This window comes from Streptomyces durbertensis (genome assembly GCF_014156695.1).
GTDB classification, from domain to species: Bacteria; Actinomycetota; Actinomycetes; order Streptomycetales; family Streptomycetaceae; genus Streptomyces; species Streptomyces durbertensis.
In genome coordinates this window covers 24,733-36,869 of sequence record NZ_WMLF01000004.1, presented here as the reverse complement: position 1 = coordinate 36,869, position 12,137 = coordinate 24,733, and the positions used below count along the sequence as shown (strand labels likewise).

Below are 12,137 nucleotides of genomic sequence, written 5' to 3'. Positions count from 1 at the left end.
CGCCCCGGCTACGCGGCCGACCGGGTAAGGCTGCTGGGGTCCCCCGCCGGGGGAGCCCCGCGCCGCACGGAACTCGCCGACCTCACCGACGTCTGGCTCGCCGGGCTGCTCGGCCCGCCCCGCCCGGGCGTCGCCCTCGTCGCCGTCGGCGGCTACGGCCGGCGGGAGCTGTCCCCCCGCAGCGACCTCGACCTGCTCCTCCTGCACGACGGCCGGCTGCCCGGCGACGAACTGGCCGCGCTGGCGGACCGGCTCTGGTACCCGGTGTGGGACCAGGGCCTGTCGCTCGACCACTCGGTACGCACCCCGGAGGAGGCCAGGCGCACCGCCGCCGAGGACCTGAAGGTGCAGCTCGGGCTGCTGGACGCCCGGCACGTCGCCGGTGACGCCGGCCTCACCGCCCGGCTGCGCACCGAACTCTTCGGCCAGTGGCGCGGCCAGGCCGCCACCCGGCTGCCGGAGCTGGAGGAGATGTGCCGGGAACGGGCCCGCCGGCACGGCGAACTCCAGTACCTGCTCGAAGGCGACCTCAAGGAGGCCCGCGGCGGACTGCGGGACGCCACCGCGCTGCGTGCGGTCGCCGCCTCCTGGCTGGCCGACGCGCCGCGCGAGGGGCTGGAACACGCCAGGGCCAGGCTGCTCGACACCCGCGACGCGCTGCAGCTGACCACCGGGCGGGCCACCGACCGCCTCTCCCTCCACGACCAGGACCAGGTCGCCGCCGCCCTCGGCCTGCTCGACGCCGACGCCCTGCTGCGGCAGGTGAACGAGGCGGCCCGGACGATCTCCTACGCCAGCGACGTCACCTGGCGCGAGGTCGGCCGGGTGCTGCGCGCGCGCCGCGCCGCCCCCCGACTGCGCCAGCTGCTCGGCGGCGCACGCCGCCCCACCGGCCCCCAGCGCACCCCGCTCGCCGACGGCGTCGTCGAGCAGGAGGGGGAGGCGGTGCTCGCCCTCGGCGCCCGGCCCGAACGGGACGCCACGCTGGTGCTGCGGGCCGCCGCCGCGGCCGCGCAGTCCGGTCTGCCGCTCGCCCTCACCACCGCACGACGCCTGGCCGCCGTCTCCCCGGGCCTGCCGACGCCGTGGCCCGCCGAGGCCCGCGAGGAGTTCGTCACGCTGCTCGGCGCCGGCGCGGCCACGGTGCCGGTGTGGGAGGCCCTGGAGGCCGAGGGCCTGGTCACGGTGCTGCTCCCGGACTGGGAGCGGGTGCGCTGCCGTCCGCAGCGCAACGCCGTGCACCGCTGGACCGTCGACCGCCACCTGGTGGAGACCGCCGTCCGGGCGTCCGCCCTCACCCGCCGCGTGCACCGCCCCGACCTGCTGCTCGTCGGCGCGCTGCTGCACGACATCGGGAAGGGGTGGCCGGGCGACCACTCGGTGGTGGGGGAGACCATCGCCCGGGACATGGCCGCGCGGATGGGCTTTCCCCCGCCCGACGTCGACGTCATGGGCGCGCTGGTGCGCCATCACCTGCTGCTGGTCGACACCGCGACGCGGCGCGACCTGGACGACCCGGCCACCGTCGCCGGCGTCGCCGAGGCCGTCGGCGACGCCGGCACGCTCGAACTGCTGCACGCGCTGACGGAGGCCGACGCGCTCGCCACCGGCCCCGGCGCCTGGTCGGCGTGGCGCGGCTCGCTGGTGGCGGACCTCGTGCGGCGGGTGGCGGCGGTGCTGGCCGGCGGGCCGGCGCCGGCGGCGACCGTCGAGCGGGCGCCCACGGCCGAGAGCGAGCGACTGGCCGTGGAGGCCCACCGGACGGGCGGCCCCGTCCTCACCCTGCACACCCGGGAGGAGGGCCCCCGGACGCCCGACGAGCCGGCCGAGGACATCACGTCGATCGGGGTGGAACTGCTGGTCGCGCTCCCGGAGCGGCCCGGCGCTCTGTCGGCGGCCGCCGGTGTGCTGGCACTGCACCGGCTGACCGTGCGGTCGGCGGAGGTACGCACCCTCGACCCGGTCGGCGGCGGACCGGTGACCGTGCTGAGCTGGCGGGTGGCCGCCGAGTACGGCTCGCTGCCGCAGGCCGACCGGCTGCGCGTCGACCTGGTGCGGGCCCTGGAGGGCACCCTGGACATACCCGCCCGGCTCGCCGAACGGGAGAAGGCCTACCGGGGACGGCGGCGCGGCCTGGCCGCGCCCCCGCCGGCCGTCAGCGTCGCCCCGGGCTCGTCCCGGACGGCCACCGTCATCGAGGTGCGCGCCCAGGACGCCTCCGGGCTGCTGCACCGCATCGGACGGGGGCTGGAGGAGGCCGGCGCGGTCGTGCGCAGCGCGCACATCAGCACGCTCGGCGCCAACGCCGTGGACGCGTTCTACGTCACCGACGCGAAGGGCGAACCACTCGACCCGGCGGAGGCCGAACACCTGGCCCGGACCCTCGAACGCGCCCTCGCGCCGTGAGGCCCCTGCCGGCGCGCCGCCACCCGCGCCGCGCCCGCGCCGCGCCCGCGCCGGGGCCGTGCGCCGGGCTCGCGCGCCGGGCGGGAGGACCGTGGGCTGACCGTACCGGCGGCGGGCGGATACCCTTGGGGGTCACGCCGAATGACCGACAAGCTTAAGGATCCGCGACCGCCGTGTTCGACACACTCTCCGATCGCCTGGCAGCGACGTTCAAGAACCTCAGGGGCAAGGGCCGCCTGAGCGAGGCGGACATCGACGCCACGGCGCGCGAGATCCGCATCGCGCTGCTCGAGGCCGATGTCGCGCTCCCGGTCGTGCGGTCCTTCATCAAGCAGGTGAAGGAGCGTGCCGCCGGCGCCGAGGTCTCCAAGGCGCTGAACCCCGCCCAGCAGGTCATCAAGATCGTCAACGAGGAGCTGGTCGGCATCCTCGGCGGCGAGACCCGCCAGCTGCGCTTCGCCAAGCGCCCGCCGACGGTGATCATGCTGGCCGGTCTCCAGGGCGCCGGTAAGACGACCCTCGCCGGCAAGCTCGGCCAGTGGCTGAAGAGCAAGGGCCACTCGCCGCTGCTCGTCGCCTGCGACCTCCAGCGCCCCAACGCCGTCAACCAGCTCTCCGTGGTCGCCGAGCGGGCCGGCGTCGGCGTCTACGCGCCGGAGCCCGGCAACGGCGTCGGCGACCCGGTCCGGGTCGCCGAGGACTCCGTCGAGTACGCCCGGTCCAAGCAGTACGACGTTGTTGTCGTCGACACCGCCGGCCGCCTCGGCATCGACGAGGAGATGATGCGGCAGGCCGCCGACATCCGGGACGCGGTCAGCCCCGACGAGATCCTCTTTGTCGTCGACGCCATGATCGGCCAGGACGCCGTCAACACCGCCGAGGCGTTCCGCGACGGCGTCGGCTTCGACGGCGTGGTGCTCTCCAAGCTCGACGGCGACGCCCGTGGCGGCGCGGCGCTCTCCATCGCCCACATCACCGGTCGCCAGATCATGTTCGCCTCCAACGGCGAGAAGCTGGACGACTTCGACGCCTTCCACCCCGACCGGATGGCCTCGCGCATCCTCGGCATGGGCGACGTCCTCAGCCTCATCGAGAAGGCCGAGCAGACGTTCAGCCAGCAAGAGGCCGAGAAGATGGCCGCCAAGCTGGCCAAGGGCCCCAAGGAGTTCACGCTCGACGACTTCCTGGCGCAGATGGAGCAGGTCCGCAAGATGGGCTCGCTCTCCAAGCTGCTCGGCATGATGCCGGGCATGGGCCAGATGAAGGACCAGATCAACAACCTCGACGAGCGCGACGTCGACCGCACCGCCGCCATCATCAAGTCGATGACGCCGGCCGAGCGACACGACCCGACGATCATCAACGGCTCCCGGCGCGCCCGTGTGGCCCGCGGTTCCGGCGTGGACGTCAGCGCGGTGAAGAACCTCGTCGAGCGCTTCTTCGAGGCCCGCAAGATGATGTCCCGGATGGCCCAGGGCGGCGGCATCCCCGGAATGCCGGGCATGCCCGGGATGCCCGGCATGGGTGGCGGGAAGAAGAAGGGCAAGCCGCAGAAGAAGGCCAAGGGCAAGCGCCGCTCGGGCAACCCGATGAAGCGGCGCGAGGAGGAGCAGGCGGCGGCCGAGCGCCGGGCGGCCGGCGGCGGCGCCTTCGGCCTGCCGGGCGCGGGGGAGGCCGACGAGTCCTTTGAACTCCCCAAGGAGTTCAAGGACATGCTCCCCCCGAAGTAGGAGCAGCGGGCTCCCGCCCGCGGTGCGAAGGCCGGGCCGCGCGAGGAGCGACGTGCGGGGCCCGCGGTCGGTCTCCTGACGGCGCCGACCCGGGCCCGTGTCGCGTGCGGCGGCCCGCCCGCGCGGGTCAGTGCGCCGGGCGCACCCGCGCGACCACGTAGTGGAAGAGGTTCGGCAGCCACACCGTGCCGTCGGGGCGGGTGTACGCGTGCAGGGTCTCCACCAGCTCCTTGGCCAGCTGCTGCTCGTCGGTGCTCTGCAGGGCCGCGCCGTAGAAGCCCGTCGACAGCAGTCCGCGCACCGCGCTCTCCACGTCCGGGTAGCCGAACGGGCAGTCCACCTCGCCGGCGTCCACCGGCTCCAGACCGGCCCGCCGCGCAAGCTCCTCCAGCTGCGCCCGGCCACCAGGACGCCAGCCGCACCCGTCCGGCCGCGCCGTCGGCCGCTGCGCGACCCGCAGGGCCGCCGACGCGGCGCACCGCTCGGCCGCGCCCCAGCCGGCGAGCACCACCTGGGCGCCCACCTCGCTGCGCTCGGCCGCCGCCGCCAGCGTGACCGGGTCCGCGACCCCGTCGAACGCCGTCACCAGCGTGTACGCACGGCCCGTGGGCAGCTCCTGCGGGCCTCCCGGCAGCAGTTGCACCGACCAGGACTTCGCGCCCCACTGCGGTTCGGGCGCCAGCCTCATCCGGGCCTGCGCCAGCCGCGCCTCGTCCGTGTCGACCCCGACGACCCGGGCGCCGCGCGCCGCGGCCAGCAGCAGGGCCAGTCCCGAGCCGCAGCCCAGGCCCAGCAGCCGGGTGTCCTTCCCTACGCCCAACCGCTCGTACACCGTCTCGTACAGCGGTACGAGCATGCGTTCCTGGATCTCCGCCCAGTCCCTCGCGGTCCTGAGCAGCTGCTGATGGGCGAGCGTTGTTGTCATGTGTGCGCCCCTGTCGCCGATGGGTCCGTCGCAGACTCCGCCGTCAAAGCCGATGTTCGGGCCGTCGGTGTGAAGGCCGTCGGTGTGCGGGCCGTCCTGGGACGGCTCAGTCCCCCGGTGTGCGCGGTGGTCGCGCCCGCGGGGGCACGCCTCCTGAAGACAGGAAAATGCCGAATCCGCTCCGCGTCCAGTGGGCGCGACCCGTGTGTCCCTCATCCCGCCGGCATTTCGCGGACGTTTTCCGGGAGGTGGGCCGCGCTTCGTACGGTAGCCCCCGGTTCACGCTCCGCCGTCGGACGGCCCTACGATGCCTTGCCATGGCCCAGGCATCGGTGCTCACCCCGCAGGCGGAGTACTTCCCCCGCCCGTACCAGGACGGCGCCGGCGAATCGTCGACGAGTACGTCGCCACGTGGGTGCGGAGCCACCGGGACCTGCCGCTTCCCGTCAACCAGTGGGCGAACGTCGTGCGCCGGGAGACGAGGCCCCGCGTCTTCCTCCGAACGAGTGAGTTCCCCTGGCAGGAGGGCCGCACGGCTCACGCCCCCTACGAGGACGCCCGCGACCACGCGGCGCGCGCCGAGGACGGCTCCGTGCCCGCCTCCGACGACAAGCCGGCCGGCCCTGCCGTGGTCGCCCGCGCCTACTGATCCCGGACCACACCGTGTGATGTGGGCAGATGTGCGACTCTCCCCGGTTCGGCGCACGCGCCCTCGTACGGGTCCATCACGCCGAACCGACTGGTACGGGCAAAATATTTGGGATGCCCGGTAATCGGAACACCGGCGGGGGCACGCTCGTTGTTCACGACGTGAGCACGACACCACCAGTCCTGGCCGCCGAACTCGCAGCCGCGTGGAGCGACATCCAGCGCCACCACCCCGAGCTGCCCGACCTGGCCGCGCCCGAATCACTCATCGGGGAGTCGTCGTCCGCCTGCGGCGCCGAGCTCTCCTTCGAAAGACTGCTGCACGAGGCAGTCCACGGCATCGCCGCCGCCCGCGGCATCCGGGACACCTCAAGAGCGGGCCGCTACCACAACCGCCGCTTCCTCGCGGTCGCCGAGGAACTCGGCCTCCAGCACACCTCCGAACCGCATCCCAGCAGCGGGTTCTCGCTCGTCGCGATGACGCCCGAGTGCCGCAAGCGCTACCGGGCGACGGCCGAGCGGCTGCGGCGCGCGCTGCGCGCCCACACCGTGGCCACCCGCGGGGACAGCTCCCGCAGCTTCCGCGGCCCGGCCGCCAGGCACGGCTCGTCCGGCGGCGGCGTGCGGGTGAAGGCCGTCTGCGACTGCGGGCGCAACGTCCGCGTCGTGCCGTCGGTGCTCGCCCAGGCGCCGATCATGTGCGGCGCCTGCGGCAAGCAGTTCCGCATCCCCGAGCGGGAGGCCGTCGGGGTCGGGTGAGACCGGCCGTGCGCTGAGGCCGCTGGGGGGGCGGGCCGCCTGCCCGGTTCCGCCCCGGTTCCGGTCCGGTTCAGGTCCGGTTCAGGTCGAAGGCCGCCCGTATGGCACAATGGGCGGCTGTACTCGACAGCCGTCCAGGACCCCTCTCTCCTCCGGCTGACGCGTCCATCGGGCACTCGGGTACCACAACCCCACGTGGCATTCCGGTGCCCAACCACGTCAAGACCAGGAGACACCACACCCGTGGCAGTCAAGATCAAGCTGAAGCGTCTGGGCAAGATCCGTTCGCCTCACTACCGCATCGTCGTCGCCGACTCCCGTACCCGCCGTGACGGCCGGGCCATCGAGGAGATCGGCCTGTACCACCCGGTGCAGAACCCCTCGCGCATCGAGGTCGACTCGGAGCGCGCGCAGTACTGGCTGGGTGTCGGCGCGCAGCCGACCGAGCCCGTCCTGGCCATCCTCAAGGTCACCGGCGACTGGCAGAAGTTCAAGGGCCTGCCGGCTCCGGAGCCGATGAAGGTCGCCGAGCCGAAGGCCGACCACAAGGGTCTGTTCGAGGCCGCCACCAAGGCCGCGGGCGACGAGCCCAAGGGTGAGGCCATCACCCCCAAGGCCAAGAAGGCCGACAAGGCCGCCGACGCCGAGGACAACTCGGCTGAGTCGACCGAGGCCTGAGCATGCTCGAGGAGGCCCTTGAGCATCTGGTGAAGGGCATCGTCGATCATCCCGACGAGGTGCAGGTCGAGTCACGCAACCTGCGCCGCGGCCGGGTGCTGGAGGTCCGGGTCCACCCCGACGACCTCGGCAAGGTCATCGGCCGCAGCGGGCGCACCGCCCGGTCCCTGCGGACCGTCGTGGGAGCGCTCGGTGGCCGTGGAGTCCGCGTCGACCTCGTCGACGTGGACGACATCCGCTGACGCGCCGACGCCGCTCCGCGCGGTAGCGGACCCCGCGAACACGCGGCACGCACGGACACGCGGAGAACACAGCACCACCGGCACGGGCCGGGGAGGCCGACCCAAGGGTCCGGCTTCCCCGGCCCGTGCCGGCGTTGCCGCCCGAACCCGGCCGCGAAGGCCGACCGACCGGCCGCCAAGGCCGACCACGCTGACAAGGAACCCAAGGGAAGTGCAGCTCGTAGTCGCGCGCATCGGTCGCGCTCACGGCATCAGGGGCGAGGTCACGGTGGAGGTCCGGACGGACGAGCCGGAACTGCGGCTCGCGCCCGGCGCCGTCCTCGCCACCGACCCCGCCGAACGGGGACCGCTGCGGATCGAGACCGGGCGCGTGCACAGCGGCCGGCTGCTGCTGCGCTTCGCCGGGGTCGGCGACCGCGGCGCCGCCGAGGCGCTGCGCAACACCCTGCTCATCGCCGAGATCGACCCGGACGAGGTCCCCGACGACCCGGACGAGTACTACGACCACCAGCTCGTCGACCTCGACGTCGTCACCACCGAGGGCGTCCACGTCGGACGGATCGAGGAGATCGCCCACCTGCCCGCCCAGGACCTCCTGGTGGTGCGCCGTGCGGACGGCGGCGAGGTCCTGGTGCCGTTCGTCGAGGAGATCGTCCCGGAGATCGACCTCGAGGAGCAGAAGGCCGTCATCTCGCCCCCGCCCGGCCTGCTCGACGAGAGCGAGGCGCGGTGAGGATCGACGTCGTCACCATCTTCCCCGAGTACCTGGAGCCGCTGAACGTCTCCCTCGTCGGCAAGGCCAGGGCCCGCGGACTGCTCGACGTCCGCCTGCACGACCTGCGGAACTGGACCCACGACCGGCACCACACCGTCGACGACACGCCGTACGGCGGCGGGCCCGGCATGGTGATGAAGCCCGAGCCGTGGGGCGAGGCGCTGGACGAGATCGCCGCCTCGGGCGAGGACAAGCCCGTCATCGTCGTGCCCACCCCGTCGGGACGGCCGTTCACCCAGCGACTGGCCGAGGAACTGTCCACCCGGCCCTGGCTGGTCTTCACCCCCGCCCGCTACGAGGGTATCGACCGGCGGGTCGTCGAGGAGTACGCCGAGCGGTACGAGGTGCGGGAGGTGTCCATCGGCGACTACGTGCTCGCCGGGGGCGAGGCACCGGTACTGGTGATGGTCGAGGCCGTCGCCCGGCTGCTGCCCGGCGTGCTCGGCAACGCCGAGTCGCACCGCGACGACTCCTTCGCCGACGGTGCCATGGCCAACCTGCTGGAGGGCCCCGTCTACACCAAGCCCCCGCTGTGGCGCGGACGGGACGTCCCCGACGTGCTGCTCAGCGGGCACCACGGCCGCGTCGAGCGCTGGCGCCGCGACCAGGCCCTCACCCGGACCGCCGCCAACCGACCCGACCTGCTGCGCTCCTGCGACCCCGAGACGCTGGACAAGCACGACCGGGCCATGCTCGCGGCGCTCGGCTGGCACCAGGGCCCGGACGGCCGATTTGGGCCACCGGGGGAGACCGTGGAAGAATGAGCCGCTGCTCCACGCCCGGCGCGCGACCCTGCCACAGGGGGACCGACGCCCGCCGAGGCCGGGGCTACCACGATCACCATCCCAGACACTTCCGTCGATGACCTGTGGCATCGGCGAGGAAAGCAGACGAGCATGTCCCACGTTCTCGACATCGTCGACGTCGCGTCGCTCCGCGACGACATCCCGGCCTTCCGCCCGGGTGACACCGTCAACGTCCACGTCCGCGTCATCGAGGGCAACCGCTCCCGTGTCCAGCAGTTCAAGGGCGTTGTCATCCGCCGCCAGGGCTCGGGCGTCCGCGAGACCTTCACCGTCCGCAAGGTCAGCTTCGGCGTCGGCGTCGAGCGCACCTTCCCGGTCCACACCCCGGTGGTGGAGAAGATCGAGCTGGTGACCCGTGGCGACGTCCGCCGCGCCAAGCTGTACTACCTGCGCGAGCTGCGCGGCAAGGCCGCGAAGATCAAGGAGAAGCGCGAGAGGTGAGCCCCGCACGGGTGAGCGGGTGGACCCGCTCACCCGGTCAGGTCGGTCGGACCCGTGCACGAGCCGGTTAGGCTCTGTGTTCGATGGAGAACGACCAGCCACGGCTTCCGGAGCGCGACCGCGACCCGGCCCCCGACAGGGGGCGGGACCCGCGGTCGCGCTTCGTGCGTACGGGCGTCCTCGCCGCGTTGCTCCTCCTGGCGTACGCGACCTTCAGCGGCCTCGTGGCCCAGCCCTACGCGGTCCCCACCGGTTCGATGGAGAACACCCTCAGGCCGGGCGACCGCCTCCTGGTGAACAAACTGGCCTACCGTTTCGGCAACGATCCCGCACGCGGGGACGTTGTCGTCTTCGACGGCGGTGACACCTTCGGCGCGACCGGCCGGGAGAGTGACCCGCTGCCGCGACTACTGCGTTCGGCGGGTGCCTCCGTTGGACTCGTGCCACCGGCGGGTAGTGACTACGTCAAACGTGTCGTCGGGACCGGCGGCGACCGGGTCAGGTGCTGCGACGCACGGGGGAGGATCGAGGTGAACGGTCAGCCGATCGAGGAGCCGTATCTGCGGCCCGGGCCGTCCGGAGCCCCCGGCAGAGCCTCCTCCGTCCCCTTCGACGTGGTCGTGCGGCCGGGGCGGCTGTGGGTCATGGGAGACCACCGCGACGGCTCCGAGGACTCCCGGCACTTCCTCGGCCACCCCGGCGGCGGCACCGTGCCGGTGGAGCGGGTCATCGGGCGGGTGGAGACCGTCCTGTGGCCGCCGGGGCGCGCCGGCGGTCTGGAGGGCCCGCATGGGTAGGCGGGGCAAGCCCAGGGCGTCCCGCCGTGACGCGTCCGTCCCCGCCCCCGAGGGGCCTCCCGGCGGCACGCTGCGCGGGCCGGGCGAGGGCCGCGCGGACCGGCGGCGCGCCGCCAAGCGCATACGGCGCCGCCGCAGGCTCTCCGCCACCAAGGAGATCCCGCTGCTCATCGGAGTGGCGCTGCTGATCGCCCTGGTCCTCAAGACGTTCCTGGTACAGGCGTTTGTCATCCCCTCCGGGTCGATGGAGCAGACGATCAAGATCGACGACCGGGTGCTCGTCGACAAGCTCTCCCCCTGGTTCGGCGCCCGCCCGCAGCGCGGCGACGTCGTGGTCTTCAAGGACCCCGGGGGCTGGCTGGAGGGCGAGCAGCTGCCCACGGGGGACGACCTGCCGGTGATCAAGCAGGGCAAGCAGCTGCTGACCTTCATCGGTCTGCTGCCCTCCGACGACGAGCAGGACCTGATCAAGCGGGTCGTCGCCGTCGGCGGCGACACCGTCCGCTGCTGCGACGAGCAGGGCCGCATCACCGTCAACGACGTGCCGCTGGACGAGCCCTACCTGCACCCGGGCAACCAGCCCTCCAAGCTGCCCTTCGACGTCGAGGTCCCCCAGGGGCGGATCTTCGTGCTGGGCGACCACCGGGAGAACTCGGCGGACTCCCGTTTCCACCTCGACGAACCGGGGCAGGGGACCGTCTCGGAGGACCTTGTCGTCGGCAAGGCCGTGGTGATCGCCTGGCCGTACTCTCACTGGCGGCGTCTGGAGGAGCCCGGTACGTACGCGTCCGTGCCCGACCGCCGCGCTCCCCGGGGCGCCGCTGCCGACGCCGAGCCCGGCCTGGAGCGTTCCGACCCCGGCGTGAGGGACAATCTCCTGGTACCTCTCCCGAGCCCTGCGGAACTCCCGCTCGTTATGGGAGTGGTGGGCCTGCGCCGATTGTCGGCCAGGCGGCAGCGCAGTGTGAGGAGTGGATGTGGGGGACTTGGCGGTCGGCGCACGGTCCGGTTCGGGCGAGGACGGTCCCGAGGAACGGTCGGGCGACCGACACCGCGAGCAACCGGCAGGCGCCGACGACCGGCAAGGGGCTACGGCTGACGAGCCCGCCGCCGGCGGCAGCGGCGGACGCCGCTCCAAGGCCAGGAAGCCGCGGTCGTTCTGGAAGGAGCTGCCGCTGCTGATCGGCATCGCGCTGGTGCTGGCGTTGGTGATCAAGACCTTCCTCCTCCAGGCCTTCTCGATTCCGTCGAACTCGATGCAGAACACCCTCCAGAAGGGCGACCGCGTCCTGGTCGACAAGCTGACGCCGTGGTTCGGCTCCACCCCGGACCGGGGCGAGGTGATCGTCTTCAACGACCCGGGCGGCTGGCTCGACAACCCCCACGTCCAGGAGAACTTCCTCCAGAAGGGGCTCAGCTTCATCGGCCTGATGCCCTCCGCCAACGAGCAGGACCTGATCAAGCGGGTCATCGCGGTCGGCGGGGACACGATCGAGTGCAAGCCCGGCGCCAGCGTGACCATCAACGGCAAGCCGCTGGACGAGACCTCCTACCTCTTCCCCGGCAACGTCCCGTGCGAGCGTGACGGCTTCGGGCCCGTCGAGGTGCCCGAGGGGCGCCTGTGGGTCATGGGCGACCACCGGCAGGACAGCCTCGACTCCCGCTACCACCAGGAGCTGCCCGGCGGCGGCACGATCTCCGAGGACGACGTCGTCGGACGGGCCGTCGCCATCGGCTGGCCGCCGAACCGCTGGGGCACGCTGCCCGTGCCCGACGCGTTCGGCAAGGACTTCGGCGCGGTGGCCGGCGCCGCCCCCGCCGCCCTCGGCGTGCTGGGCGCCCTGCCCGTCGTGCTGTGGCGGCGCCGCAGGCTGCTGAGCGAAGCCCGACCGACCGACTGAGTGGACGCCCCCGGCGGCGGGCCGCGCCC

12 protein-coding genes and 1 pseudogene are annotated in these 12,137 nt (G+C 73.2%); 12 read left to right on the top strand and 1 reads right to left on the bottom strand.

Annotation, left to right across the window (positions count from 1 at the left end):
• Positions 1–2,406: [protein-PII] uridylyltransferase (locus GL263_RS00670; RefSeq protein ID WP_182853529.1), on the top strand; the 2,406-nt coding region annotated here is incomplete at its 5' end.
• 173 nt (positions 2,407–2,579) lie between these two features.
• Positions 2,580–4,136, top strand: coding sequence for a signal recognition particle protein (ffh, locus tag GL263_RS00665; protein ID WP_182853528.1), 1,557 nt, complete (start codon positions 2,580–2,582; stop codon positions 4,134–4,136).
• Between the two features lie 127 nt (positions 4,137–4,263).
• Here the strand turns inward: ffh and GL263_RS00660 are convergent, their stop codons facing one another.
• Complete coding sequence (locus tag GL263_RS00660; RefSeq protein ID WP_182853527.1) at positions 4,264–5,061, bottom strand: methyltransferase domain-containing protein; 798 nt, start codon at positions 5,059–5,061, stop codon at positions 4,264–4,266.
• 337 nt (positions 5,062–5,398) lie between these two features.
• On the opposite strand from GL263_RS00660, the pseudogene GL263_RS00655 reads away from it, so the two are divergent.
• From GL263_RS00655 to lepB (GL263_RS00610), 10 genes and pseudogenes are all read left to right on the top strand, one after another.
• Positions 5,399–5,638: pseudogene (locus GL263_RS00655) on the top strand (proline--tRNA ligase); the annotation flags it as partial.
• A gap of 185 nt (positions 5,639–5,823) precedes the next feature.
• Positions 5,824–6,468: a hypothetical protein gene (locus GL263_RS00650; protein WP_182853526.1), complete on the top strand. Its 645-nt coding sequence runs from the start codon at positions 5,824–5,826 to the stop codon at positions 6,466–6,468.
• A gap of 243 nt (positions 6,469–6,711) precedes the next feature.
• Positions 6,712–7,146 carry a 30S ribosomal protein S16 gene (gene rpsP, locus GL263_RS00645; RefSeq protein WP_182853525.1) on the top strand — a complete coding sequence of 145 codons (435 nt, stop codon included), beginning with the start codon at positions 6,712–6,714 and terminating at the stop codon, positions 7,144–7,146.
• Positions 7,147–7,148: 2 nt separating this feature from the next.
• Positions 7,149–7,388 (top strand): RNA-binding protein, encoded by a 240-nt coding sequence (locus GL263_RS00640; RefSeq protein ID WP_143647729.1) that lies wholly within the window; start codon positions 7,149–7,151, stop codon positions 7,386–7,388.
• Between the two features lie 211 nt (positions 7,389–7,599).
• The gene (gene rimM / locus GL263_RS00635; protein WP_182853524.1) at positions 7,600–8,121 is read left to right on the top strand and encodes a ribosome maturation factor RimM; all 522 of its coding nucleotides are present in this window, start codon (positions 7,600–7,602) and stop codon (positions 8,119–8,121) included.
• On the top strand, positions 8,118–8,927 hold the full coding sequence (trmD, locus tag GL263_RS00630; protein WP_182853523.1) for a tRNA (guanosine(37)-N1)-methyltransferase TrmD: 810 nt from the start codon (positions 8,118–8,120) through the stop codon (positions 8,925–8,927). Before rimM ends, trmD begins: the two co-directional genes overlap by 4 nt.
• A gap of 132 nt (positions 8,928–9,059) precedes the next feature.
• Positions 9,060–9,410: a 50S ribosomal protein L19 gene (gene rplS / locus GL263_RS00625; protein ID WP_182853522.1), complete on the top strand. Its 351-nt coding sequence runs from the start codon at positions 9,060–9,062 to the stop codon at positions 9,408–9,410.
• An 83-nt stretch (positions 9,411–9,493) separates the two neighbouring features.
• Positions 9,494–10,207: a signal peptidase I gene (gene lepB, locus GL263_RS00620; RefSeq protein ID WP_182853521.1), complete on the top strand. Its 714-nt coding sequence runs from the start codon at positions 9,494–9,496 to the stop codon at positions 10,205–10,207.
• Complete coding sequence (gene lepB, locus GL263_RS00615) at positions 10,200–11,306, top strand: signal peptidase I (protein WP_182853520.1); 1,107 nt, start codon at positions 10,200–10,202, stop codon at positions 11,304–11,306. The genes lepB (GL263_RS00620) and lepB (GL263_RS00615) overlap by 8 nt, the downstream gene beginning before the upstream one ends.
• Entirely contained in the window at positions 11,194–12,108 is a 915-nt protein-coding gene (gene lepB, locus GL263_RS00610; RefSeq protein ID WP_182853533.1) for a signal peptidase I, read from the top strand. Before lepB (GL263_RS00615) ends, lepB (GL263_RS00610) begins: the two co-directional genes overlap by 113 nt.
• The last annotated feature ends 29 nt before the right edge of the window (positions 12,109–12,137 follow it).

Bases quoted from the DNA above. Each gene is read 5' to 3' on its own strand.
- GL263_RS00660 (WP_182853527.1), bottom strand. From the start codon at position 5,061: ATGACAACAACGCTCGCCCATCAGCAGCTGCTCAGGACCGCGAGGGAC.
- GL263_RS00650 (WP_182853526.1), top strand. From the start codon at position 5,824: ATGCCCGGTAATCGGAACACCGGCGGGGGCACGCTCGTTGTTCACGAC.
- GL263_RS00640 (WP_143647729.1), top strand. From the start codon at position 7,149: ATGCTCGAGGAGGCCCTTGAGCATCTGGTGAAGGGCATCGTCGATCAT.
- rplS (WP_182853522.1), top strand. From the start codon at position 9,060: ATGTCCCACGTTCTCGACATCGTCGACGTCGCGTCGCTCCGCGACGAC.
- lepB (WP_182853521.1), top strand. From the start codon at position 9,494: ATGGAGAACGACCAGCCACGGCTTCCGGAGCGCGACCGCGACCCGGCC.
- lepB (WP_182853520.1), top strand. From the start codon at position 10,200: ATGGGTAGGCGGGGCAAGCCCAGGGCGTCCCGCCGTGACGCGTCCGTC.